Source organism: Ensifer sp. NPDC090286 (genome assembly GCF_044769565.1).
In the GTDB taxonomy this organism is placed as follows: Bacteria; Pseudomonadota; Alphaproteobacteria; order Rhizobiales; family Rhizobiaceae; genus Ensifer.
Window position 1 is genome coordinate 696623 of the sequence record NZ_JBIVYF010000001.1, and the last position, 24005, is coordinate 720627.

General features: G+C 61.5%; 29 protein-coding genes, 1 tRNA gene and 1 riboswitch. Of the genes, 15 read left to right on the plus strand and 15 right to left on the minus strand.

Annotated features, from left to right (window positions below; all coding sequences use genetic code 11):
* Positions 1-142 precede the first annotated feature (142 nt).
* A complete protein-coding gene (locus ACIQUG_RS03445) occupies positions 143-448 on the plus strand; it encodes a pyrophosphatase (RefSeq protein WP_402317405.1) in 306 nt (101 codons plus the stop codon).
* Here ACIQUG_RS03445 and ACIQUG_RS03450 read toward each other — a convergent pair.
* From ACIQUG_RS03450 to ACIQUG_RS03465, 4 genes are all read right to left on the minus strand, one after another.
* The gene (locus ACIQUG_RS03450) at positions 443-1471 is read right to left on the minus strand and encodes a DNA polymerase III subunit delta' (RefSeq protein WP_402317408.1); all 1029 of its coding nucleotides are present in this window, start codon (positions 1469-1471) and stop codon (positions 443-445) included. The two genes, ACIQUG_RS03445 and ACIQUG_RS03450, sit on opposite strands and share 6 nt — an antisense overlap.
* A complete protein-coding gene (tmk, locus tag ACIQUG_RS03455) occupies positions 1468-2151 on the minus strand; it encodes a dTMP kinase (protein WP_402320556.1) in 684 nt (227 codons plus the stop codon). The genes ACIQUG_RS03450 and tmk overlap by 4 nt, the downstream gene beginning before the upstream one ends.
* Positions 2152-2264: 113 nt before the next feature.
* Positions 2265-3425: a D-alanyl-D-alanine carboxypeptidase family protein gene (locus ACIQUG_RS03460; protein ID WP_402317411.1), complete on the minus strand. Its 1161-nt coding sequence runs from the start codon at positions 3423-3425 to the stop codon at positions 2265-2267.
* A 63-nt stretch (positions 3426-3488) separates the two neighbouring features.
* Entirely contained in the window at positions 3489-4523 is a 1035-nt protein-coding gene (locus ACIQUG_RS03465) for a septal ring lytic transglycosylase RlpA family protein (protein WP_402317413.1), read from the minus strand.
* 461 nt (positions 4524-4984) lie between these two features.
* Here ACIQUG_RS03465 and ACIQUG_RS03470 point away from each other — a divergent pair.
* The 3 genes from ACIQUG_RS03470 to ACIQUG_RS03480 all read left to right on the plus strand — a co-directional run bounded on the left by ACIQUG_RS03470 (position 4985) and on the right by ACIQUG_RS03480 (position 5635).
* Positions 4985-5074: transfer RNA gene (locus tag ACIQUG_RS03470), tRNA-Ser, on the plus strand.
* A gap of 80 nt (positions 5075-5154) precedes the next feature.
* Positions 5155-5322: a helix-turn-helix transcriptional regulator gene (locus ACIQUG_RS03475; protein ID WP_402320559.1), complete on the plus strand. Its 168-nt coding sequence runs from the start codon at positions 5155-5157 to the stop codon at positions 5320-5322.
* A 187-nt stretch (positions 5323-5509) separates the two neighbouring features.
* Positions 5510-5635: a hypothetical protein gene (locus ACIQUG_RS03480; RefSeq protein WP_402317416.1), complete on the plus strand. Its 126-nt coding sequence runs from the start codon at positions 5510-5512 to the stop codon at positions 5633-5635.
* A gap of 301 nt (positions 5636-5936) precedes the next feature.
* On the opposite strand, the gene ACIQUG_RS03485 is transcribed toward ACIQUG_RS03480, so the two are convergent.
* Positions 5937-6320 carry a Rap1a/Tai family immunity protein gene (locus tag ACIQUG_RS03485; RefSeq protein WP_402317418.1) on the minus strand — a complete coding sequence of 128 codons (384 nt, stop codon included), beginning with the start codon at positions 6318-6320 and terminating at the stop codon, positions 5937-5939.
* A gap of 112 nt (positions 6321-6432) precedes the next feature.
* On the opposite strand from ACIQUG_RS03485, the gene ACIQUG_RS03490 reads away from it, so the two are divergent.
* Entirely contained in the window at positions 6433-7275 is an 843-nt protein-coding gene (locus ACIQUG_RS03490; protein WP_402317421.1) for a hypothetical protein, read from the plus strand.
* A 56-nt stretch (positions 7276-7331) separates the two neighbouring features.
* Here the strand turns inward: ACIQUG_RS03490 and ACIQUG_RS03495 are convergent, their stop codons facing one another.
* From ACIQUG_RS03495 to ACIQUG_RS03515, 5 genes are read right to left on the minus strand one after another with little or no spacing between them, the layout of a single operon-like run.
* The gene (locus ACIQUG_RS03495; protein ID WP_402317423.1) at positions 7332-7571 is read right to left on the minus strand and encodes a hypothetical protein; all 240 of its coding nucleotides are present in this window, start codon (positions 7569-7571) and stop codon (positions 7332-7334) included.
* A gap of 1 nt (position 7572) precedes the next feature.
* Positions 7573-7803, minus strand: a complete 231-nt coding sequence (locus ACIQUG_RS03500; protein WP_402317426.1) for a hypothetical protein — start codon at positions 7801-7803, stop codon at positions 7573-7575.
* The gene (locus ACIQUG_RS03505; protein WP_402317429.1) at positions 7800-8474 is read right to left on the minus strand and encodes a hypothetical protein; all 675 of its coding nucleotides are present in this window, start codon (positions 8472-8474) and stop codon (positions 7800-7802) included. Before ACIQUG_RS03505 ends, ACIQUG_RS03500 begins: the two co-directional genes overlap by 4 nt.
* Positions 8378-8818 carry a hypothetical protein gene (locus tag ACIQUG_RS03510; protein ID WP_402317431.1) on the minus strand — a complete coding sequence of 147 codons (441 nt, stop codon included), beginning with the start codon at positions 8816-8818 and terminating at the stop codon, positions 8378-8380. The genes ACIQUG_RS03505 and ACIQUG_RS03510 overlap by 97 nt, the downstream gene beginning before the upstream one ends.
* 40 nt (positions 8819-8858) lie before the next feature.
* Positions 8859-8990 carry a hypothetical protein gene (locus ACIQUG_RS03515; protein WP_402317434.1) on the minus strand — a complete coding sequence of 44 codons (132 nt, stop codon included), beginning with the start codon at positions 8988-8990 and terminating at the stop codon, positions 8859-8861.
* A gap of 225 nt (positions 8991-9215) precedes the next feature.
* Between ACIQUG_RS03515 and ACIQUG_RS03520 the strand changes: the two genes are divergently transcribed.
* The 6 genes from ACIQUG_RS03520 to ACIQUG_RS03545 all read left to right on the plus strand — a co-directional run bounded on the left by ACIQUG_RS03520 (position 9216) and on the right by ACIQUG_RS03545 (position 17859).
* Entirely contained in the window at positions 9216-9884 is a 669-nt protein-coding gene (locus ACIQUG_RS03520; protein WP_402317436.1) for a hypothetical protein, read from the plus strand.
* Position 9885: 1 nt separating this feature from the next.
* Entirely contained in the window at positions 9886-11097 is a 1212-nt protein-coding gene (locus ACIQUG_RS03525) for a tyrosine-type recombinase/integrase (RefSeq protein ID WP_402317439.1), read from the plus strand.
* A 308-nt stretch (positions 11098-11405) separates the two neighbouring features.
* On the plus strand, positions 11406-12071 hold the full coding sequence (locus tag ACIQUG_RS03530) for a CBS domain-containing protein (RefSeq protein ID WP_402317441.1): 666 nt from the start codon (positions 11406-11408) through the stop codon (positions 12069-12071).
* A 196-nt stretch (positions 12072-12267) separates the two neighbouring features.
* Positions 12268-14724, plus strand: coding sequence for a phosphoketolase (locus ACIQUG_RS03535; protein WP_402317444.1), 2457 nt, complete (start codon positions 12268-12270; stop codon positions 14722-14724).
* 119 nt (positions 14725-14843) lie between these two features.
* Positions 14844-16163, plus strand: a complete 1320-nt coding sequence (locus tag ACIQUG_RS03540) for a glucoamylase family protein (RefSeq protein ID WP_402317446.1) — start codon at positions 14844-14846, stop codon at positions 16161-16163.
* Between the two features lie 25 nt (positions 16164-16188).
* A complete protein-coding gene (locus ACIQUG_RS03545) occupies positions 16189-17859 on the plus strand; it encodes an ABC transporter ATP-binding protein/permease (protein ID WP_402317449.1) in 1671 nt (556 codons plus the stop codon).
* Between the two features lie 104 nt (positions 17860-17963).
* Here ACIQUG_RS03545 and ACIQUG_RS03550 read toward each other — a convergent pair whose 3' ends face one another.
* Complete coding sequence (locus ACIQUG_RS03550) at positions 17964-18089, minus strand: hypothetical protein (RefSeq protein ID WP_327511907.1); 126 nt, start codon at positions 18087-18089, stop codon at positions 17964-17966.
* Positions 18090-18285: 196 nt separating this feature from the next.
* Positions 18286-18528, minus strand: a complete 243-nt coding sequence (locus tag ACIQUG_RS03555; RefSeq protein ID WP_043614390.1) for a hypothetical protein — start codon at positions 18526-18528, stop codon at positions 18286-18288.
* A 227-nt stretch (positions 18529-18755) separates the two neighbouring features.
* Between ACIQUG_RS03555 and ACIQUG_RS03560 the strand changes: the two genes are divergently transcribed.
* Positions 18756-19670: a DnaJ C-terminal domain-containing protein gene (locus tag ACIQUG_RS03560; protein ID WP_402317453.1), complete on the plus strand. Its 915-nt coding sequence runs from the start codon at positions 18756-18758 to the stop codon at positions 19668-19670.
* A gap of 3 nt (positions 19671-19673) precedes the next feature.
* A complete protein-coding gene (locus tag ACIQUG_RS03565; RefSeq protein ID WP_402317455.1) occupies positions 19674-19988 on the plus strand; it encodes a chaperone modulator CbpM in 315 nt (104 codons plus the stop codon).
* Here the strand turns inward: ACIQUG_RS03565 and ACIQUG_RS03570 are convergent.
* Positions 19985-20413, minus strand: coding sequence for a nuclear transport factor 2 family protein (locus tag ACIQUG_RS03570; RefSeq protein ID WP_402317458.1), 429 nt, complete (start codon positions 20411-20413; stop codon positions 19985-19987). The genes ACIQUG_RS03565 and ACIQUG_RS03570 overlap by 4 nt on opposite strands.
* A 199-nt stretch (positions 20414-20612) precedes the next feature.
* Between ACIQUG_RS03570 and ACIQUG_RS03575 the strand changes: the two genes are divergently transcribed.
* Entirely contained in the window at positions 20613-20969 is a 357-nt protein-coding gene (locus tag ACIQUG_RS03575) for a hypothetical protein (protein ID WP_043614400.1), read from the plus strand.
* Positions 20970-20990: 21 nt separating this feature from the next.
* Here ACIQUG_RS03575 and ACIQUG_RS03580 read toward each other — a convergent pair whose 3' ends face one another.
* Both ACIQUG_RS03580 and ACIQUG_RS03585 read right to left on the minus strand, forming a co-directional pair.
* The gene (locus ACIQUG_RS03580) at positions 20991-21977 is read right to left on the minus strand and encodes a DUF1775 domain-containing protein (RefSeq protein ID WP_402317461.1); all 987 of its coding nucleotides are present in this window, start codon (positions 21975-21977) and stop codon (positions 20991-20993) included.
* 95 nt (positions 21978-22072) lie between these two features.
* On the minus strand, positions 22073-22462 hold the full coding sequence (locus ACIQUG_RS03585; RefSeq protein ID WP_402317464.1) for a hypothetical protein: 390 nt from the start codon (positions 22460-22462) through the stop codon (positions 22073-22075).
* 162 nt (positions 22463-22624) lie between these two features.
* A riboswitch (glycine riboswitch) is annotated at positions 22625-22712 on the plus strand.
* 141 nt (positions 22713-22853) lie between these two features.
* On the opposite strand from ACIQUG_RS03585, the gene gcvT reads away from it, so the two are divergent.
* Positions 22854-23993, plus strand: a complete 1140-nt coding sequence (gene gcvT, locus ACIQUG_RS03590; RefSeq protein WP_402317467.1) for a glycine cleavage system aminomethyltransferase GcvT — start codon at positions 22854-22856, stop codon at positions 23991-23993.
* Positions 23994-24005 lie beyond the last annotated feature (12 nt).

The following is a 24005-nucleotide window of genomic DNA, read 5'->3' on the forward strand; positions in this document are numbered from 1 at the left end:
CTCTTAGCGCATACGCTGCTAGGAAGAAACATGCGATCAATCAAAAGCCCCGCCGGAACAACCGCTGACACCGCCCTCCTCCTTGCGCGCTTCGCGTGCAGGGCTTAGAACAAAACGGAAACAACTTAGGAGGGGATGAGTCGTGCTGGATCAACTTGGCAGCCAATTTGAAGCCGCGTCGGCCGGCTATGCCGCCGCGCACGGGATCGAGCGTGATCCCGACTGGTTCATCTTGAAGATGCAGGAGGAAATGGGTGAACTGACCCAGGCGTGGAACAAGCTCAGCGGCCGCGGCCGGTCCCAGGGGAAATCGCCGGACGATCTCCGGACACAGATGGCCGACGAGACCGCCGACCTTCTCGGGCATGTGCTGCTCTTCGCGCAGCATCACAAGCTCGACCTTCACGCGGCAATCGCACGCAAATGGCGTTTTCAGCCGGCGCTATAGCGCCGCTTTCATATCGTCGAGCAAAGACAGGATGGTCTGCTTCCGGTCGAGATTGTAAGCATCGCTGACGGTCAGCCGCTCGGTCACGGTGGCTGACAGCCGGGCGAAGCGCTCGGCGCGCATGATATCGCCGGAAACGGCCGCCTCGCGCGCCTCGCGCATGATCCGGTCGCTGGCAAGGGCCTGGAAGAAATCGAAGATCGTTTCGCTGTCCTTGCCGGCGAGGGCATCGGCGAGCTTGTGCATGTCTTTCCGGACAGCCGGTCCCTGCCCCGCAAGGATGCCCTCGAAGGTCGCGGCGATTTCAAGGCCGCCATAATTGATCAGCTTCAGCGCCTCGGCGACGCTGCCGCTGGCGGCAGCGATGATCCGCCCGGCATTCTCGCCCTCAAGATCGAAGCCGAGATGCGCCAATGCCTGGCCGAGCGGTGCTGCGTCGAGCGGCTTCAACCGCAGCGGCAGGCAGCGCGAGCGGATCGTCGGAAGCAGTTTCCCGGGTGCATGCGTCAGCACCAGGAACAGCGAGCGGCGCGGCGGTTCCTCAAGGATCTTCAGAATGGCGTTGGCCGCATTGCGATTGAGATCGTCGGCCGGATCGATGATGACGATGCGCCAATTGCCCGTGCCGGAGGTCTGGCTGAAGAACTTGCCGGCGCGCCGAACCTCGTCGACGGTGATTGCCCCCTTCGCCCTGCCCGTCTTTTCATCGATCGGGCGGGCCAGGTGCAGGAGATTGTGCGAGGCGCCGGAGGCGAGCTGCCTGCCGATCGCCGAGCTCGGGTCCGGGTCGGCGAGCGCTTCGGGCGCATCGGCTGGCTCGGGGTGTTTCAGGATGTGGTAGGCAAAGCGGAAGGCAAGCGTCGCCTTGCCGATCCCTTCCGGCCCTTCGATCAGGATCGCGTGGTGCCCCTTGCCGGAGCGGTAGCTCTGCGTCAGGAAGGCTTCCGCCTGCTCATGGCCGAACAGGCGATTGTTCTCCGCGGGTGCAATGGCACCATCAAGGACGCCGGCTCTTTCGCTCATGACACGACTTCCTCAGCGGACGTATCCGTGCCGTCGCCGTGCGGCAGAAGCGCTTCGACAAGCGAAAGCACCTCGGCGGCGATTGCCTCGACCGGTTGCGTCGCGTCCACCACCCGGCACCGTTCGGAATCGCGGCTGGCAATGTCGAGAAAGGCGTCGCGCCGCTTCTCGTGGGTCTCCAGCTGTTCCTTTTCGAAGCGATCTGGGTTGTCGTCGCCGGCGCGGCGTTGCGCCCGTTCGAGGCCGACACTGGCGGGCAGGTCGAAGATCACCGTGCGGTCCGGCACGACACCGTTGATTGCCACGCGCTCGAGGCTCTCGACGAAGCTTTGTTCGAGATTGCCGGTAATTCCCTGATAGACACGCGAGGAATCCATGAAGCGGTCGCAAAGCACGATCGTGCCCTTGTCGAGCGACGGCCGGATGACCTCTTCGACATGGTCGCTGCGGGCTGCGGCAAAGAGAATCGCCTCCATCCTGACCCCGAAGGATTCCGCAGCCCCCGAAAGCAGCACGTGACGCACAGCCTCGGCGCCGGGAGAGCCCCCGGGCTCGCGCGTCGTCAGCACCTCGTAGCCGCGGGCGCGCAAGGAATCAGCCAGTAGGCGGACCTGCGTCGACTTGCCGGCACCTTCCCCACCTTCGAATGTAACGAACAGACCTTTTTTCAGCGACACCATGCTTTCCCGTATCGGCATGCGATTTGGCCCTGTTTAGCCGATTGGTTCTCCGGGCGAAACCGTCAGGTGACGATTTGGCAGATGCATTGCTGCGCCGGCATTGCGCCCATGGTCTAAAGCCAGAAGAAAAGCAGCTCCTGCAGGGCGTCGACCGCGCGGCTCGTCAGGGTTCCCTGCCCCACCGCGCCGGCCGTCTTGACCGGGACTTCGCGCAACAGCTTCTCGCCGTTCCACAGTTTGACGACGCCGACTTCCGTGCCGGCCGACACCGGCGCTCGCAGGGGCCACTTGTAGACGATGCGCGCCGTCAGCCGCTCGGGATTGTTGACCGGCAGCAGAACGTCCACCGGACCGCCGGCCACCAGCGTGACGTGGGATGCATCGCCGCCATAGACGGCCGCCTCGCCGATCGCCTCTCCATCGGCGAAGATGCGCTTCTTCTCGAAGGCGGTGATCGCCCAGTCGAGAACCTTGCGGCTCTCTTCGATGCGCTCCTTGTCGGTTTCAAGGCCGCCCATCGCAAGGTAGACACGGCGGTCGCCGCGCTGCAGCGATGCGGCGAGCGAAAAGCCGAACCCCTCGGCAAAGCCCGTCGCCAGGCCATCCACACCGATGTTGGCCGAAATCAGCGGGTTCTTGTTGCGTTGGAGGATCTTGTTCCATTCGAATTCCGGCTGCGCATAGAGCCGGTAGAGATCGGGATGCGCCTCGTGCAGATGGCGGACGAGCGACACCAGTTCGCTCATCGTGATCTTGTTGCCGGGATCGGGCAGCCCGGTCGCGTTGCGGAAGGTCGCAACCGGCATGCCGAGTTCGCGTGCGCGCGCCGTCATGCGTTCGGCGAACGCGCCTTCGCTGCCGGTCATGCCCTCGGCGAGAATGATGCAGGCATCGTTGGCAAGCTGAACGGCTACGCCCTGCAGCAGATCGGCGACCCGGATGCGCGATTTCAGCGCGGCAAACATCGTGGAAGTGCCGGCTGGTGCGCCGCCGGTCCGCCAGGCATGCTCCGATACGTCGTAGAGGGTCTCGGGCGAGATCTCGCCCTTGCCAAGCGCCTCGGCGACGACTTCCATGGTCATCAGCTTTGCAAGCGAAGCGGGCGGGATTGGGTCGTTTTCGGCACGCGAGAAAAGCACCGTGCCGGTTTCGGCATCGACCAGCAGGATCTGTTTTGCCTTGGTGTCGAAGGCGGGGGCCGGCGTTTGCGCGAATGCGGCGCCGGCAAACAACGCAAGGCCCAGGAATGCGGCCGAAAGCATCTTCATGCGCATGGGAAACTCCGGTTTCCCCTTGGGCATAGCAGCGTGGTCATTTTGGCACAACGCCGAGAACTGTTAACGGGCCGAACCGTTGGTTTTCTGGCGCTTGGCGTAGTCGACGATGACTTGCGGCGTCAGCTGCTTCTTGTCGACCATGACCGCTTCGAAGGGCGATTCGGCGTCGCTGACGCGAACTTCGTAATAGGCCGCCGCATAGGCCATGTTGCCGTTGGGCATCGGAATGTACTCCGGCCGCTCCCGCGGGATCGGGCCGATTTCCGGCAGCATGACGAATTCGTTGAACGACGCCGGCTGCTGGGCAAACTGCGGCACAGGTGCGGCCATCGCCGTCACCGGCTCGCTGACGTCGAGCGACGCCTTGGCCGGAACGCTGATCGTGCCGAGGCTTTGCTTGCGGAACGGCTCGTTCGACGCAACCATTACGCCGGTTGCGATCTGGCCTTCCGGCATGATGCTCGGGCCGCGCTGGCCCTTCTCGACATAGGACGCCATCAGGTAAGGCATGTCGTTGCCTTCGAGCGGCGCGCGGCCGACATATTGCACCTTCACCTGCGCGCTGCCCTTGCGCTTGATGTCGAGCAGGTCTGCCGTCTTCGAGGAAACGTCGATGATGCGGCCGTATTCGTAGGGGCCGCGATCGTTGACGCGCACGATGACCGAGGTGCCGTTTTCCATGTTGGTGACGCGGGCGTAGCTCGGCAGCGGAAAGGTCGGATGGGCGGCCGAAAGATGCGCCTTGTCGTAGACTTCGCCATTGGCGGTCAGGCGCCCGTGGAAGGCCGAGCCGTACCAGGATGCCATGCCCGTCTTGTTATAGCCGAAGTCTTCCTTGGGCTGGTACCACTTGCCCTTGACCTGGTAGGCCTTGCCAACCTGAAAGCGTCCGCCGCCCTTCGGGATGTTGTTGCCGGTGGCAACGCGGGGGCTCGCCTTCACGCCATAGACGGATTCAGGAAAGTACTCCTTGCTCCGCGCAGTCTTCTTGACGTTCGACGTGGAGCCGCAGGCGGTGAGCGCTACGCACAGCGCCGGAATAGCCGCAAGGCGCAATCCCTTGACCAGAAGTGCCGCATTTTTACTGGAGGTCATCTGTCCCACAACATCGATCGATAAAGCCGTACTCGAAACCTTCCGCTTACCCCCAGCGGAAATCTCGGCGTCCCGAAACGGAACAGGTGTGTATTCATGACATCATCAAGGCGAAAATGCGAACTCATCCACAGGCTGGCGCCGCATTTCGCTTGTTATGGTTTATGGCCGGTTAACGCGATCCCTGCCCGCGCCGGCTCTTCGAAGCGCTCGAGAAAATCTTTCAGCGATGCATGTTAATTCTTGCAAAGCGCCAAGGCTTCGCGCAATAACGCCGTGCCCAGCGCGCCGTCGAGCGTTGCTTCAGGCAAGGACAGGTGGCCGAGTGGTTTAAGGCTCTGGTCTTGAAATGTAGAATGTGAGCGCCCCTAAGCGCTTTAATTCAAAGGCAAAACCCGGTTTCGACTAGTGGATTTTGCGCCCATTTTGCGCCCAAACCTTTTAAGCGGGCGCAAAGTGCTGGATGGGTGGCCGAGTGGTTTAAGGCAACGGTCTTGAAAACCGTCGTGCGGGGAACCGTACCGTGGGTTCGAATCCCACCCCATCCGCCATGATTTGCCCACTTATCCGCGTGTGGTAACTTGTTACCGCTATGCGCAAAGAACCCTGCCTCACCGAACAATTCGCTTCGATGCTTGAAGCATTGCGAGTCGACCACGGCATGACGCCTTCCCAGATTGCACGGGAAACCGGCGTGAGCCGTCAAACCCTCTGGCGATTGGAGAACGGCGAAAGCCGCCGGCCGAGCTATGAGACCGGGATGGCGATTGAGCGGGCCTATCGAGCGAGGCGGAAATGAAGTGGTTTCGACGGCCAAAGCCGCTCATCACCAAAGACGATGAGAAGCCCGCCCCGGTGCCGCGATATGAGCGGGCGGCGCGGCCTGATGACCGCCTTGCCTCGCGCGACTATCTCGATGACAAGCTTTGGTATCAGCTTTTCCGGCGAGACCTACAGTGAGCCCCGCGGGCACCGTTGAACGGCTCATGCGCGCTGGGTTGGCGGTGGCGACCATCGAACGGAAATGTGGCTTTGGCCGTGGCAAGCTCGCCGGCCTCGTCGGCGGCATCACCAACACGAATTTGACGGTCGAGGAACGCCACCGGCTTTAAAGCTTCGCGGCCAGCCATCTTCCCTCGGCCGCGATGGCCTCGCCGCACCACGAGCGATGCCCGCCGAGGTATGGGCGATGAAAGCCATTATCCACCGATTCAGGCCGAAACCGAATGGGTCGCCACCGGAACTCGAAACCATCGGGGCCGAGCCGCCACGCGGGCCAAAGCCGCTCGGCGGGGGCGATGCCAAGGAACTTGTCGGCGCGCAGGAAAGGCCACGGCGGAAATGAGCGCCGTAGTGACCGCGCTTTTCTTCATGCCTACTGCCGCTTTTCCACTGATGCAATTAGAGAACGGATTACCCCCCGCTTGCTTTTCGATTGTTCGCGCAGAACTGTTCCTGAATAGCCATGCTGACAAGTCCGGCGGCACTTTGGTGACGCGTTCCGGGATTTCTCTCCAAGTAAGCGACCACGATGTCTGCGACCTGCCCTTTCGTTACTCGCTCCGGCATTTGGCAGTCCACGCGATTATAAAGAAACCAGTTGATTTCCAGCATGTCACTGATTGCCACGACATAGCCCAGACAACGGCCAGCATCGAAGAAATTCTCTGTTCTGAGTGACCGGCAAGCGCTCAGGACATCGTTGCCAGTTTCGAATCCGGCAAGTGCAGGTGCCGGAATGGTGGCAGAGAAGGCGAACAATGTCGCCGCAGCAAGTTTCCTCATATGTTTTTCCACGGTGATGACTCCCCCGCATAGCTTGCACTATTTCTGTTGCGGAAGCGTTTCAGAAAGAGGTTTATGGCAATCGTCTACAACGTAGTGTTGTTGAGTGGGAGAGAGAGTGCCAATGTCCTGGGAAAGTTGGGGACCTGCGATAATTTCGAGTGGGGTCGTGACGATAGCGGGTTTGGCGGGCGGCTACTTCTTAAAAGCGTTCGTCGAAAAAGGCGTCCAACACGGCTTTGACCGCCAGATAGAGCAGTTGAAATCAGAAATTCGGTCGAAAGAAGAGGACATCAAGTCTCTTCGGGCTGGGGCACTAGCTAACATGGCGGCTCACCATGAGGAACTAGACCGCCGGCGAATAACAGCGGCCGAAAACCTCTGGGCCGCGACGGTTTTTGAGCGACGTTTCGAGATGATCACGTCGTTTATGGCCATTCTGAACATCTCGGCGCTCGAAAAAGCGTTCGAGTCTCAAGAAGCCGAAATGAAGCTCTTTATGGAGACGGTTTGGCAGGCATCGGCCATCGATAAACTGCTCCAAGAGCAACGCCCCTTAGCCGACTCCGAGAGGTTGTTCGTGCCGCCGAGGGCGTGGATGGCCTATGAAGCGCTGAGAACAATCGGCAGTCGGGCAGTCGCCTTAGCGGGAATACTCAGGGCTGGTATGGGGACAGACGTACTGAAGAAGAGCGATGAATCAAACGCACTAATAAAAAGCGTCCTGCCTCATCAATCTGGGTACCTAGAGAACCACCCCGACGCCGGGCCTTACTATTTGAAGAAAGAATTGGAGGAGGTCATATTCGTGGAACTGACCACCGCGTTCTCATCATCGGAAAACTATCGAAAGGCCGTTGAGGATGCTTCAAGTATCTTGAAGCACGTTTCCGAAAAGTCTGCCGTAGATTTGCCCATCGCAGTGCCGGCAGAATTTAGAAGGGATCCACCCAGCATTCTGCCTTGAAATCGAGCGAGTCCTGTCGCCGGGGCGGCCTCGCCAGAGCCAACCGCCCCGGCCCCTCAATCGCGACTTGGCGAGCTTGCCGGCGCGATGGGTCTGAACCTGCGATAGGCGCGGAAATGGAGCTTGCCGGCCGCCGCGTCGATATCGATTGACAGGTCGTCGGGCTGCATGTCGCGGGCGATGGCGACGAGTTCACCAAGGGCGTTCGCCACCCCCTCGGCCTCAATCGGCGGGCCGGAAATCTCCCGCTCAACCAATTCCCCGCCTTCACGCCGCACGGTAACGATGTTGCTCATGTCATTGAACCTTGATGGCGTGAAGGCCGTAGAAACTGAGAAGCTTGGCGACCATTTCGGCCTCGGTGAATTGCTCGGAATAGACGGTCCTGCCGTCGTCGGTCGCCGTGGCCTTGAAGCCCGAGCCATCCGGCAGGATGATGTAGACCGACATGCGGCCCTTGCGAGCCGGTGCGATAGGGTGCGGGTCGTCGGTCAACACTTCCATATCGACATAGCCCTGTGCTTTCATGGCTGTTCCCCTTTTCGCTTCAACTCGGCAATTTCGGCGTGCAGGTTCCTGATTTCGATATTCAGTTTCCCGATGATGCTGTTGACCGCCTTGGCGGCGGCTTGCGTGGCGAGCGTGTCGACCACAGCGTCAACTTCGTTGAAGTGCCTGCGAATATCGGCGGAAAGCTCGGCTTTGAAGCCGTCCACGTCGGCCTTGATGGCGTCCCGGTTCTTGGCAAACCGCTTGTTGATGGCGTCGGCGGCTTCCTCGCCGAAAGCGTCGAAGGCCTGCTGTATCGTGGTGTAGACCTCTTTGCGTTGCGCCTTGACGCGCTGGCCCATGATGGCGAGCAATCGGCCCTCAAGCGCCTTTTCCGTCTCGGCCTTTTTCTGCCCGGCCTTCCACGCCCGCCATTCATCATAGGTGCGATAAACGCCGTCCTCGCACTGCGTCCGGGCGCTTCCGGGGCCGCTGTCGGGCGCGCTCGGGGTTGGCTCGACAATCTCAAGCTCGGCATCGGATTGGCGGGCGGCGAGCCGTGCCAGTGTCTCGTGAGCGCGGTGGCGTTGTTCCGGGGTGATAGCCATGGCGCTCACCACGAAATCGCATCGACATAGGCGACCGAGGTCGGCTTGTTCGCCCACGTCACCGGCAAGACGGCCTTGAGGGATGCCGCGTTCGTCTGCCAAAGGCTTCTCGTCGGCGAGCCGAACGTTACCGGCGTCCCCGGCGTCGATATCGGGCCAACTGTGTCTTGCGTCTGCTCGACCATCCGCAAGCCGGTGATGGTGGCAAGGTCGCGGATGAAATCGTTTCTGGCATCGGTATAGGCGGCGATGAAACGGCGCTTGGCTTTGGATTTTCGAATGATGCGCCACGGCTGGTCGGGTGCCCATGCGCATTCGAAATTGCCGCCGACGAATGAGAAGTGCGCCACGAGGCCGAAAGGCATGGGAACGGCTCGGCGATAGTCAATTTCTGACAGGTTCATTGGGGTTTCTTTCGAACAAGCGAAAGGGTTCCCGGCCCGCATAGGCCGTGGCCGGGTTGCCTATGCAGCGAGTTTCTTGGGTTTATGCGGCGGTGCCCCGAAGCATGGCGAGAACGCGGTCTTTCTCGCTATCAGGGATGCGGTCGGCGTTGCCGAAGCTGACCGTCTTAAGCTCGCCGTTCCTGACCGCCGCTTGGACGCGACGAAAGGACATTCCGGTCTCCTCGGCGAACTGGTTTAGTGAAAGACCGGGGCCGCGTGGCCGGCGCTGTCGGTTCTTGTCATTCATTGTCGACTCCCTGTCGCGTTAGTAAGTGACAAGTTGAATTATGCCAAAAGTCCATCAATAAGCGCAACAGTTGACGGAATGGCATTGTAACAAAAACCAGTGTCATGTAATGCTTAACGATGCAAATCACTGACAATGCGGGGTCAATCAATGCAACTGGCAACAATTCTGAAATGGACCGGAAGAGCTTTCCCCACGGCTACAGCGGAAGAGAAAATATTGTGCAGCGACAATAGCTTGTCGCGCGGCCATCAACGGTACGCCCGAGCGCTCAAGACGACTGGCAACGGTCGGGAAAAAAAAGTGACCGGCGCAAGCGGAATTTGGCGCAATTTCGCATCCATCCGGCAGGATGACGAAACGCAAGTCATGGAGTTCGTTCGCCGTTGGGGAGACCCTTTCGGCGAACTGGCGCCGGGGAAACCCTCACATTCGGACGGATGGGACGTTATCGCGCTGCACCTCGGGCAGGTTGCCGGCTTTTGGAGCGATGCCGACGAGAACGGCGTGAGCCATTTTCATAATCGCGACGTCAGCCACCGAGTCACCATCATGCAGGACATTCGCCGGTCTCGCCCGTTCGCGGGGGATATCGGCATGGCGGTCGAGGTTTCCGACCAAGGCAAGATTTCCATCAACGCGGTCGCCCGCTCCCTCGCCGGCTTCATGCTCGCCTCGGCGCTCGCCCATCTCGATACGGGCCAGAACATGCGCCAGTGCGAGTTTTGCGCCGATTGGTTCGCAATCGGCCGCCGCGATAGCCGCTTTTGCTCGCCTTCATGTCGAGCCATGCACGCAACGAAAACGAAGGGACATTGAAATGGCAAGTGTTCGCAGACAAACGACGCCCACGGGCTCGGTCTTCTATCAGGCTGTTTGGAACATCACCGGCATAGACGGCAAGCGGAAGCGCTTCACCAAGAGCTTTGACAAGGAACGTGACGCCAAGGGGCACGCGGCCAAGATGGAGCTTGAGCAAGAGCGGCGCGGCATCAATGACGGCGGCAAAAAGACATTCGAGACATTCGCCAACGAAACGCTTGCGCATTGGCGGCTCAAGGGCGAACACGCGGAAACGACGCTTGACGGATACGGGTTTTCCCTCGCCCGCCTATGCCGCTACATCGGCCATCTACAGCTTTCCAAGATTACCGCAATCCACATTGACGAGGCATTCGCTAAGCTCAAGGCGGAAGGCGGCATTCGCTATTCCAAGAGCAAGAAAGACGGCGAGCAACGCAAGGCGGTGCCGTTGTCCGGGCGCACGCTGTTGCATACCCATCGCGCGGGGCAACTCGTCATGAAGCGGGCCGTCGCCGGCAAGCTCATTTCGGAAAACCCATTCACCCAACTTGCCGCGCCAAAAGTCGGCCGGAAGAAAATCAAGGTGATGACGGAAGCGGAAGCGCTCAAGGTCTACAAGCTCGCGGAGGTGGCAAGCGTCAAGCAACCCGGCCTCGACTTGATTGTGGCGCTGTTGCTCACATGCGGCATGCGCCGTTCGGAAGTCCTCGGCCTTGCGTTCGACGCCGTGGACCTTGATGCATGCACCATTTCGATATTTCGAACCGTCGTGCAGACCGCCAAAGGCGAGCCGGTGTTTCGCGACCATCGCACCAAATCGGAATCGTCCGAACGAGTTATTTCGTTCCCGGCCGAGCTTGCGCCGGCCATCCGGCGGCACAAGGCGTTTATCAGTCAACTAGCGCTTGAATGGGGCAAGGGCTATCAGCGTGAGCCGCTGTTGATGTTCCCCTATTTCGGCGGCACGGCTTTACCGCCGGGAATGCTGACAACGAGGTTGCGCCAGCTTCATCGACAAGCCGGAGTTTCGGGTGTTGCACCAACCCATGGTTTCCGCCACGGGATGGCCTCGCAGATGGTGGCGAGCGGCGACGACGTTCGCACGGTGGCCGACCGCCTCGGCCACGGCACGGTCGCTTTCACACTGTCCACCTATGTTCATTCTGTTGAAGGCAAGGACCGCAAGGCGGCGGAAAAATTGGGGCAACACTTCCTTTCCAAGGGCTGAAATTTTGCGCCCATTTTGCGCCCAAACGATTGAAAGACGGCTCAATGAGGCACATCGAATATATGTGACAAGCATGCAATAACACTGCTTAATCATAGGGATAGGCACTATTTCGCAGCGATAGAAAGCGCTTGTTATAGGCGAGCCCTCAACTTGAAAACCAGCGTACGGGAAACCGTACCGTGGGTTCGAATCCCACCCTGTCCGCCACTCTCTTTTCTGCCACCCACTAGTTGTCGAACCGACGAGATGGGACTAATTTACGCAGCGTAATGACGGTGCCAAGTCCTTTGGGGAGCGGGATCGACATGCGCGTTAAAGATGTAATGACGACGTCGGTCGTCAAGCTGTCCCCTGACAACAGCGTCAGGCAGGCAGCCCGGATCATGCTCGACAATCATGTAAGCGGCCTTCCCGTGGTCGACGGTGATGGAGCCCTGGTGGGCGTCATCAGCGAAGGCGATCTCATTCGCCGGAGCGAGCTTGGCGGCGGCATTCCGGTCGCCGACCCGAGCGGGGCCGCGGACGAGCGGGCGAGCGCCTATGTGCGCCGGTCCTCCTGGAGGGTCGGTGACGCCATGACGGCCAATCCCGTGACCATCGACGAGGACGCCTCCGTCGCGCGGGTCGCGGCGGTGATGCAGGAGCGCGGGATCAAGCGCATACCGGTTCTGCGGAACGGCCTTGTCGTCGGTATCGTCAGCCGCGCCGACCTGCTGCAGGCGATCTTGTCCGCAAAGCAGGACGAGACGGCGGCAGGCGATGAAGCCATCCGGCGCAGCATCCTGGTGCGCATCGGCGAAAACACCGGCCTTGAGGGCCTGGATATCAAGGTTGCCGTCACCGACGGCATCGTGCACCTCTGGGGCAATGTGGAGACTGCCGATTGCCGCAAGGCGGCGCGCATTCTGGCTGAGAACGTGCGTGGTGTCCGCGGCGTGGTCGAACACTACGCCGAGCCCTATCCGCAATAACATGTGCGTCGAGACCGCCGCGGCCTGAGTTCGCGGCGCTGCAAGCGTGTTCCTGCTGCTGTCGTTCAAACTTCAAGCGTTCCGCCGCCTGCCCGCCGCAGAAAAACAGCAACGACCGTAGCGAATTCTGCGATGGCTTGCGCGACGGCAAGCCGGAGGGAATTTCAGCATATGTCCTTTTGACCGGGAGGCTCAGATGGTTTCGCCTGAAACAGCATCGATGAAAGAGACGGCATCCGGAAAATCAGCAGCACCGTTGTCATCAGACGAACTCCGCCTGATGGACGCCTATTGGCGCGCTTCGAACTACCTGTCGGTCGGGCAGATCTATCTGCTCGACAATCCGCTTCTGCGCGAGCCGCTGAAGCGCGAGCACATCAAGCCGCGTCTGCTCGGCCATTGGGGCACATCGCCGGGCCTCAACATGCTCTATGTTCACCTCAACAGGGTGATCAAGCGCGACGACCTCGACATGATCTACATCATCGGCCCCGGCCATGGCGGGCCGTCTCTGGTGGCGCATGCCTACCTGGAGGGCACTTACACGGAGTTTTACCCGAACATCGCCGAAGACGCCGAAGGCATGCAGCGACTGTTCAAGCAGTTCAGCTTTCCTGGCGGCATCCCGAGCCATGTGGCGCCGGAAACGCCCGGCAGCATCCATGAAGGCGGCGAACTCGGCTATGCGCTCAGCCACGCCTATGGCGCCGCCTTCGACAATCCCAATCTGGTCGTTGCCTGCATCGTCGGCGATGGCGAGGCGGAGACCGGTCCGCTTGCGACCGGCTGGCAGAGCAACAAGTTCCTCAACCCTGCCCGCGATGGCTGCGTGCTGCCGATCCTGCATCTGAACGGCTACAAGATCGCCAATCCCTGCTTCCTCGCCCGCATCCCGCACGACGAACTGAAGAAGTTCTTCGAGGGCATGGGCTACAAACCCTATTTCGTCGAAGGACATGATCCGGCAAAGGTTCACCAGCAACTGGCGGACGTGCTCGATACGGCGATGGCCGAAATCCGGCAGATCTGGGACGATGCCCGCATCAGGGGCAATCTGAAGCGCCCGGCCTGGCCGATGATCATCTTCCGCACGCCCAAGGGCTGGACCTGCCCGCCGGAAATCGACGGCAAGAAATGCGAGGACTACTGGCGCTCGCACCAGGTGCCGATGGGCGAGATGGACAAGCCCGAGCACATCCGCGTGCTCGAACAATGGATGAAGAGCTACCGTCCGGAAGAGCTCTTCAGCGACGAGGGCCGGCTGAAGCCGGAGATTGCGGCGCTCGCGCCATCGGGACATCGCCGGATGAGCGACAACCCGCATGCAAACGGCGGCCTCCTCTTGCGCGACCTGAAGATGCCGGCATTCCGGGACTATGCCGTCGACGTTCCGAGCCCGGGAGCAACGACCGTGGAAGCGGCGCGCGTGATGGGCAAGTTCCTGCGCGACGTGATGAAGAACAACATGGATGCGAAGAACTTCCGTCTGTTCAGCCCGGACGAAAACAATTCCAACCGCTGGCAGGATGTGCTCGAGGTTACCGACCGCTGCTACATGGCCGAGATCTATCCGGAGGACGATCACCTCTCGCCCGACGGGCGGATCATGGAGGTCTTGAGCGAGCACCAGTGCCAGGGCTGGCTCGAAGGCTACCTGCTGACCGGCCGCCACGGCTTCTTCTCCTGCTACGAAGCCTTCATCCACATCATCGATTCCATGTTCAACCAGCACGCCAAATGGCTGAAGGTCTGCAACGAGATCCCCTGGCGCCGGCCGGTCGCATCGCTCAACTACTTCCTGAGTTCTCATGTCTGGCGTCAGGACCACAACGGGTTTAGCCATCAGGACCCGGGCTTCATCGACCACGTCGTCAACAAGAAGGCGGAGGTCGTCCGCGTCTACCTGCCGCCGGATGCCAACACGTTGCTGTCAGTCACCGATCATTGCCTGCGCAGCCGCAACTACATCAACGTCGTCGTCGCCGGCAAACAGCCGGGGCCGCAGTGGCTGACGATGGAGCAGGCCGTGCGCCATTGCAGCATGGGTGTGAGCATCTGGGATTGGGCGAGCAACGACGCCAACAGCGAGCCGGATGTGGTCATGGCCTGCTGCGGCGACATTCCGACCCTGGAAACGCTTGCTGCCGTCCAGCTGCTGCGCGAGCACCTGCCGGAGGTCAAGGTCCGGGTCGTCAACGTCGTCAACCTGATGAAGCTGCAGCCGGCGGAAGAACATCCGCACGGCCTTTCGGACCGCGACTTCGACGGCATCTTCACCAGGGACAAGCCGATCATCTTTGCCTTCCACGGCTACCCCTGGCTGATCCATCGCCTCACCTACCGCCGCACCAACCACGGCAACCTGCATGTGCGCGGCTACAAGGAAGAAGGCACGACGACGACACCGTTCGACATGGTGGTGCTGAACGAGCTCGATCGTTTCCATCTGGCCGGCGACGTCATCGACCGCCTGCCGCATCTCGGCGCGCGGGCGGCCTATTTCAAGCAGGCGATCCAGGCCAAGCTGATCGAGCACCGCGAATACATCGAGAAACATGGCGACGACATGCCCTCGATCAGCGGCTGGAAATGGGGCGTCAAGGGGGCGCAGCCTGCCAAGGCCGGGACATCGACCGAAGGGGATAACGTCTAGGCTTGCGCGTGGGCCGGGCTGACATCACCCTGCCCGGCTCGTCTGGGCTTGCGAGCCGCTCCGCAAGGAGCGTCTCGCGCATGTGACACGAACCTTCATCGTCATTGCGGCTGGCTGCCATGTCGGAATTGCTGTCGACAGATCCCGAACTGAACCGCATGCCGACCGAGCAGGATCTTGCCCGGTTGCAGTTCACGACGCTGCTCTACTATCTCCACTGCACCAACCCGGACAACGGCCTGGTTCGTGACAAGACGCAGGAAGACGCACCCGCAAGCATCGCCGCAGTCGGCATGGCGCTCGCGACGATCCCAGTGCTGGTCGAGCGCGGTATCGTCATCCGCAAGTTCGCCGCCAAGATCGCGCGTCGACGGCTGCAGTTCCTCTTTGAATGCCCGCAAGGGCCGGAACCCGACGCTTCCGGCTACAAGGGTTTCTTCTATCACTTCCTCGACATCGAGACCGGCCGGCGGGTGTGGGAGTGCGAGCTGTCGACGATCGATTCCGCCTTCCTCTTTGCCGGCGCATTGACGGTCGCCGCCTATTTCGACGGCGACAGCGCCGAGGAAGCCGAGGTTCGCCGGCTGGCCAACGCGCTCTATGAACGGGCCGACTGGAACTGGGCCTGCGACCACGGACTGACGCTGACCCATGGCTGGCGGCCGGAAAACGGCTTCATCCCCTACCGCTGGCGCGGTTACGACGAAGGGTTGCTGCTCTACATCCTCGGCCTCGGCTCGCCGACCCATCCACTGCCACCGGAAGCCTACACCGCCTACACCGCAAGCTACGACTGGCGGAACCTTTACGGGCGCGAACTGCTCTATTCGGGACCGCTCTTCACCCACCAGCTCTCGCACATGTGGATTGACTTCCGCGGCATCCGCGACGAGTTCATGCGCGAGCACAACAGCGACTATTTCCAGAACAGCCGCCATGCCACCTTCGTCCAGCAGGAATATGCCATCCGCAACCCGCTGAATTTCGTCGGTTACGGCGAACATTGCTGGGGCTTCACCGCAAGCGATGGTCCGGGCTGGACAAAGGGCATGGTGAACGGCGTCGAGCGGGAGTTCTTCGACTACATCGCCCGCGGCGCACCCTTTGGTCCGGATGACGGCACCGTGTCGCCCTGGGCGGTGGTCGCCTCACTGCCCTTCGCGCCGGAGATCGTCATTCCGACGGTCTGGAACTGCGCCCGCATGAACCTCGGCATGACCAAGCTCTACGGCTTCAAGCCCTCCTTCAACAGAAGCTTTCCGATGGAGGGAACCGAATCCGGCTGGTGGGTCAGCCCCTACCACTTCGGCATCGACCAGGGCCCCGTGGTGCTGATGATCGAGAACTACAGGACCGGCCTGCTCTGGAACATCATGCGCCGCTGCGAGCCGCTGGTGGTGGGCCTGAGGCGGGCGGGCTTTTCCGGCGGCTGGCTCTGACGGCCAAAGCAACAAAGGTAATCTGATGGACAGCCAGCCAGTGCCGATCAGAACAACCGCACTTCGCTTCGCACGGGCTGTCCGAATCTTCCTGACCTCCGAAGTTGGCGGCCGCGCCCGGTTGATGTTCTTCGGGCTCATGTTGCTGCTCTTCGGCCTGAACGGCCTCAACGTCGTCAACAACTATGTCGGCCGCAATTTCATGACGGCGATCGCCGAGCGCCAGATGAACGAATTCATCCGGCAAGCCGTCTTCTATGTCTGCGTCTTTGCCGTGCTGACCGTCGTCGGCGTCATTGCACGCTTCGTGGAGGAACGGCTGGCTTTGCTCTGGCGCGAATTCCTGACCCGCCGCGCCGTCGACATCTATCTGGAAGACGAGGCCTACTACCGGCTCGAGGTCTCAGGCACGCTGAGCCATCCGGACCAGCGGATTTCCGAGGACATCCAGGCCTTTACGGTCACCACGCTCTCCTACATCATCATGCTGTTCAGCAGCACGCTGACGGTGGTGACGTTCTCGGGCGTGCTCTGGTCCATCAGTCCGCTGCTGTTTGCCGTTGCCGTGCTCTATGCCGCCTGCGGCTCATACATGACGATCGTGCTGGGGCGCCCGCTGATCGGCCTGAACTATGAGCGGCTCGACAAGGAGGCAAGCTTCAGGTCGAGCCTCATGCATCTGCGCGAAAACGCCGAAGCGGTGATGGTGACCGGCGTCGAGGGGCAGCAGAAGACGCGGCTGCTGCATCGTCTCGATGACTTGGTCGGCAACATTCGCATCATCACTGCCGTCAACCGGAACCTCGCCTATTTCACCAGCGGCTACAACTGGATGATCCAGATCATCCCGGACTTGATCATCGCGCCGGCCTTCATGCGCGGTGAAATCGAATTCGGGGTCATCACCCAGTCCGGCGCGGCCTTTGCCATGCTTGGCGGCGCCTTCTCGCTGATCGTCCGGCAGTTCAACTCGATCTCGAACTTCGCTGCCGTCGTTTCGCGGCTCAGCGCCTTGCTCGAGGCGATCGAACGGAGCCGAAAACACAGCGTGTCCGGCGTCGAACTGGCCAAACGGGACGGAAATCTGGTCTTCGACCATGTCACGCTGGGACCGTCGGGCCACACGGTGCTTCGCGATCTGTCGCTGTCGATCCCAATGGGAACGCCGGTGCTGATCTCTGGTCCGCATGCCACTGCGGGTGCTGCGCTCTTCCGCGCAACTGCGGGGATTCCAACCGCCGGCGCCGGGCGGATCGAGCGGCCGGACGACCTGATGTTTCTGCCGCAGCGGCCCTATCTGCCGCCGGGTACGCTTCGGCAGTATCTGGTGCCATCAGAAAATCCTGACGGGTTCTCCGACCGCCAGGTGCTGGAAGTCTTGCGCAGCCTCGGTCTCGACGAGCTCGCCGACGGCGCCGACGGGCTGGAGCAGGAGCAGGATCGGGAGATGTCCCTGGGCGACCAGCAACTCCTGGCGGTCGCCAAGGTGCTTCTCTCCAGGCCGCGCTATGTCTTTCTCGACCGGATCGAGGCTACGCTTGGACGCGAGACCTTCCGCAACACGCTGAGGCTTCTCTGTGAGCGTTCCATCACATGCATCAACAACGGCGAGGAAGGCGATACGCGCGACCTCTACCGTGCCCTGCTGGATTGCCGGGAGGATGGTAGCTGGACGTGGACCGACGAGCGGACTTGACCCAGGCCGATGTCACCGAATGCGGCGCCCTTGTTAAGGGCGCCATCTGACGGACGCGCGCTCAGGGGGGCGGTACCCCAAATGATCGATTGGAACGATCGAACTTACCGCGGCGCAACGATGCCCTGGTAGTAGTCTCCGTCGCCGCCGACGACGCGTGGCGGGCCACCGGCGGTTTGTGAACAGGCGGCCAGCGTGGTGAGCGTGAGCAGCAATACGATCGTTCTCATGAAGTCGGTCCCCTTCTGGCCTGCGTTCCGGCTATGTCCTTGAGACTTGAGAGAATCTGCGGCGGAGCCGGTTAGAAAACAAGTACTAAAATGGTGGTATAACAAAATGTATGATCGTTGAAGATGCAATCTGCATCGACCGCCGCCCGCCATGGGGCGACAATCCGGACACGGTCAACAATGGATGAATGGGCCGCTAGATCGGATGCTGCCGGTTCGTCTGTTCGCGCTCTCTCCAGTATTGCAGCCGAAGTCGCGGCGCCATGATCCAGGCGATGAACGGCGTGATCAGGAAACAGCTGACGACCACGACCGGGATCGCATATTTGGCGTTGGCCGTGAGGGCCGGCACCGAAAGAACGATGAGGATCCCGATGGCGAACAGGATGGCGTTGACCATCAGGCCGACCATGATCGCGAGTTGCAGGCGGACGGACATTTCGACCTCCCGAAGCTTCGGGGCGTACTGCCCCTTAAGCGCTCATTTGCGCGACCGATTGTAGCAGACCGCTCCCTTTCGCGAAATGGTGGAGTCGCGCGGCGTCTTCGCCCCTGTCGCGGGCGCAAATCTGCTCTATGCTCTTAGGCGAGCGATTGAAGACGCATGCGCCGGCCCGGCAAGGCACGGCAAACGCGGTCGATCCCCGCTCGCCCAAAGGAGATCGCATGACGAGCCCATACGAAACGCTCGGTGTCAGCCGCGACGCGACGCAAAAGGACATCCAGAGCGCCTATCGCAAGCTTGCCAAGAAGCTGCACCCGGATCTCAACCCGGGAGACAAGGGCGCGGAGGACCGCTTCAAGGCGGTTTCAGCGGCCTATGCCGTGCTTGGCGACGAGGACAAACGCGGAAAATACGATCGCGGAGAGATCGACGAAACCGGAGCGGAAACGCCGCCCCGGCACTATTACCGCGATTATGCCCAATCCGGCGATACGGGGGCACGCTACGAAAGTGCGCATGGCTTTTCGGATTTTGCCGAAGCCGACGATATCTTCTCGAGCTTCTTTTCGCGGCGTGCGGGCGGACAGCAGCCGCGACAGCGCGGTCGCGATACCCATTTCTCGATGGAGATCGCATTTCTCGACGCGGCGAACGGCACCAAGACCCAGATCACCCTGCCCGGCGGCGGACCGGCGCTCGACCTGACCATTCCGCCCGGCACGCGCGACGGCCAGACGCTGAGGCTGCGCGGCAAGGGCGAGCCGGGTCGCGACGGCGCACCGGCCGGCGACGCACTGATCGACATTCGCGTCCGCCCGCATCCGCTCTTTGCCACCGATGGTGACGACGTGCGCTACGAGGTGCCGATATCGCTGAGCGAGGCGGTGCTCGGCGGCAAGATCCGCGTTCCGACGATCGATGGTGCCGTCAACGTGTCGATTAATCCGCACACCAACAGCGGCAAGACGCTGCGGCTGAAGGGCAAGGGACTGCACAAGCCGGGCGGCGGCCATGGCGATGCCTATGTCAGCCTGAAGATCGTGCTGCCGCAGGCCCCGGACCCGGCGCTTTCCGCCTTCGTCGAAGGCTGGGCAGCCGGCAAGACGGAAGATCCGCGCAAGGGCATGGGAGGATGACCTATGAACGACCGTGAATTCTGCGAACATCTGGATATCGAGGTCAAGGTTTTGCGCATCTGGGTCGAGCAGCGCTGGCTGATGCCCCAGGAGGCCGATGCCGGCTGGCTGTTCGAGGATGCCGACCTTGCGCGCGCGCGGCTGATCCAGGATCTGACGGGCCCCATGGGCGTCAATGACGACGGCGTCGACGTGGCCATGCGGCTGCTCGACCAGGTCCACAGCCTGCGTGGCCGCCTGACCGTGTTGATGAACGCCATTCGCTCCCAGGAGCCGTCGGTTCAAAAGCTCATCCTGTCGCGCGCCGAAGAGGACTAGGCGACGGCCGGCTCGTTCAGCAGCCCGATCGTTTCGGCGACAAACAGGGTATCGACGAACTCCGTCAGATCGACGATCCGATCGTCGCGGAACGTGAACTTGTCGATGATTTCGGTTCGCTCGCGGGTCTGCGACGGGATGAAGCGAACAAAGCCGGCGCGGTGGACGACGACGGTATCACCATCGGCATAGCAGCCGACCATCTCCATCTCGCTCAGGTCCCAATTGTTGACGAGCGTCGCGAAACTGTCGCGCACCGTTTCCGGTGTGTTGACGGCAAGCGCCATCGTGCCGAGCCTGCCGCTTCCGACGATGCGGAAGCTGAAGTCCGGATCGAGTTGCGCCATCATCGTGTCGAGGTCGTTGACATTGCGGGCGAGATAAAGGGCCCGCACCCTGAATTCCAGCATGCTTCGCTCGGTCATCACAACCTCCCCGTTTCTATTAGAACGAGTGTGTTTTAACTTTAGCGATCGCGCAAGTATTAGTGATGTGCCGGCTCGCTCCGCACGGGTCGCGGCGACCATCGTTAGAGTTTTCCTAAAATGCAACCACCAGTTTTTACCCGCCTTCAGGTGAAACTGAGCGACAAGAGTGGATTGCTAATGGGAACGCAGGAAAGACGTGACTCAGATCGTCACAGTATCCGCAACGACGGCGGCCTATGCGGCGGAAGCGCTGAAGCCGTCCGCACGCGTGCGTGGCGACGGTCCGACCGACGAAGCGATCACGTTGCTCTCGGCGCGTCGCACCGAAGAGCCCAAGCTGACGCCGGTCTCGATCCCCAAGACCAAAGGCGCCCTGCCCCTCTCTTTCATGCTGGCCACGGCCGACGGCCGTCTGCCGGAGCGCTCGGAAGCTGAGGCCCTGCGCCGCTATCTCGAATTCATGCGCGACGACGACGGTGGTTCCGAGAAGCAGGAAAACGAAGGCCGGCAGGATGAACCCGCCGGCCAGGAGGATGAGAGCGACGCCGCTTGAGCGGCATCGCGATTTCTCGGATCAATGATGCTTCTGGCCGCCGGCTGCCTCGCCGCCCTTGGCCGAGCCGACCGGGAATGTCGCATCGACCTTGCCGGCCTTTTCGAAGACGAGCGTGACGGGGACCGTTTCGCCTTCCTTGAAGGGCGTCTTCACGTCCATGAACATCAGGTGCAGGCCGCCGGCCTTGAGCTCGACCGTTTCGCCGGCCGGCAATGCCACGCCGTCGTCCAGCTTGCGCATCCGCATCACGTCGTTTTCCATCTTCATCTCATGGATCTCGACCCGTGCGGCCGCGGGGCTCTCGACAGCAACGAGCCGGTCTTCACCTGCCCCACCGTTCTTGATCGTCAGGAAACCGCCACCGACCTTGGCGCCGGGCAGCATCGCCTTCACCGAGCCGCCGGTGATATCGAGATCGCCGAGCTTGGCCGAGCCGCCGGCTGCAGCCATATGCCCGCCATGGCCGGCATGCGGATCGGCGGCATCGGCCATCGTTACCGTGACGGTCGGCGCCGGGCTTTTCATGTCATGCGCATTTTGGCCCTCGGCCGCCACCTGGTCCCAGACGACCTTGCCTTCGGTGCCGCAAAGCTGCGTGGTCGGGAAGGCAAGCACCGTCTCCTTGTCGAAGCCCGAGACTTTGCCGCGCACGACGAAGGTGTCGTAATATTCGTCGGGAAGATTGCCGCCCTTCCAGCGGATCTCCAGCGGGCCGGATGTGACCTTCTTGCCGTGATTGTCGTAGGTCTTCTGGTAGTCGCCCTTGATGATCTCGATCTCCCAGCCGGGCTTCGGCTGCGGCTGGGCGAAGACGAAGCCTTCCGGCAGCTTGATCTGCACTTCCGTCGTCGGCTTGCCGTCGCAGCCATGGGGAACCTGCAGCACCGCCTTGAAGGTGCTCTCCACCGGCGCCGTGTCCTTCTCGAAGGTGGCGTGGGCGTGGGCGATGCCGCTTGCGGCAAGGGTAAGGCCGAGCGAAAGCGAAGCGATCCTGGTCTTTGTCATGTCGTAATCTCCTGACCACGCGCCGGGCTTTGCCCGATGTCCGGTGGTCCAAACCGCTTGAACGCGGCAAATTGTATTGGGATGCGAGAGGAGAATTACGAGCGCGCTGGAGGCCCGCGCGAAGGCGGCAGCAGCCGCAGATGCTGATGGGGTGCCGCGTTTACAGCGGCGATCGGAGAAACCTGCCACGCGCCCGTTTCGGCGCGAAGGCTCTCGGTTGGCGGAGCCGGCAGCAGAATGGAGCCCGAAAGGCGGCAGGCCTCGCAGATCGGGGCCATAGCCTGGCCCTTGCCGCTTTCATGGTCGACGCCATCCATGCCGAAGCAGATTTCGCCGATCGTTCCGTCAGGCAGCTGATAGGCGGAAATTTCAGCCGGGCTCAGTGTCTTGGCGCTGAGCGGCTTGTGGGCGAAGGTCAGGAAAACGAGCGCAAAGACGGCGATCAGCCGCACTGCTATCCCGAATTTTCCGTCGCGCCCTGTCATGGTTATCCCCGGTATCTGTCTTGGGTTATCCTCAACCGGAGAAGAATGCAAAGGCAGAATTGCCGCACCCGGCTCGGCTGCGTCTTTTGGTCGTGCGACAAAAATGTGTTTCAGCGCGACACCGCCCCCTTGCCAACATCCCGCCTTCGCCGTTATCTGGAGACGATCTTGTTGGGAGAAGCCGGCTCAAACCGGTGCCGAAGGAGCAACCGCCCCGGAAACTCTCAGGCCAAAGGACCAGCAAGGTGCCGGTAGGACTCTGGAGAGAAGCGTTTTCACGCTCGCCGAAGGGATAACAATCTCAGGCAAAGGGACAGAGGGGGCTCGAATCGACGGCGATTGACGCCGGAAGTGTGAGCCGGCGCGGGAGCGCCAGACCTGGAGGCCGGATTTGGAAAACAATCCTCATTTGAAACAGACGCCGCTGCATGCGCTGCACCTTTCCCTTGGCGCGCGCATGGTGCCCTTTGCCGGTTACGACATGCCGGTGCAGTACCCCGATGGCGTGATGAAGGAGCACCAGCACACCCGTGTTGCCGCCGGCCTTTTCGATGTCTCGCACATGGGCCAAGTGATCGTCCGGCCGAAGTCCGGCAAGGTCGAGGACGCAGCGCTTGCGCTTGAAAAGCTGGTGCCGGTGGACGTTCTCGGCCTTGGCGAGGGTCGGCAGCGCTATGCGATCTTCACCAATGCCGAAGGCGGCATCCTCGACGACCTGATGATCGCCAATCGTGGTGATCACCTGTTCCTCGTCGTCAACGCCGCCTGCAAGGATCAGGATTTCGAGCATCTGAAAAAGGGACTTGCCGACACCTGCGAGGTCGCCATGCTCGATGACCGCGCGCTGATCGCGCTGCAGGGGCCGCATGCCGAAGCCGTGCTCGGCGAACTCTGGGCCGATGTTTCGGGCATGCGCTTCATGGATGTCGCCGAGGCCGACCTGCACGATGTCACCTGCATCATTTCGCGCTCGGGCTATACCGGCGAGGACGGTTTCGAGATTTCCATTCCCGCAGCCTCCGCCGTCGATGTGACACAACGGCTGCTGGAACATCCCGATGTCAAGCCGATCGGTCTTGGCGCGCGCGATTCGCTGCGTCTGGAGGCGGGCCTTTGTCTCTATGGCAACGACATCGACACCACGACCACGCCGGTCGAGGGCGCCATCGAATGGGCGATGCAGAAGGCGCGCCGCGCCGGCGGTGCCCGTGAAGGCGGCTTCCCCGGTGCCGACCGCATCCTCGCCCAGCTCGCCGACGGCGCCTCGCGCCGCCGTGTCGGTCTGAAGCCCGAGGGACGCGCGCCGGTTCGCGGCGGCGCCAATCTCTTTGCCGATGCCGAGGGCAAGACCCCGGTCGGTCAGGTGACCTCGGGTGGTTTCGGCCCCTCCGTCGATGGCCCTGTGGCCATGGGCTATGTCGAATCCGGCCACACGAACGTCGGCACCACCCTATTTGCGGAAGTGCGCGGCAAGTACCTGCCCCTGGCGGTCGCTGCCCTTCCCTTCGTCAAACAAACCTACAAACGCTGATCAGGAGAGAGC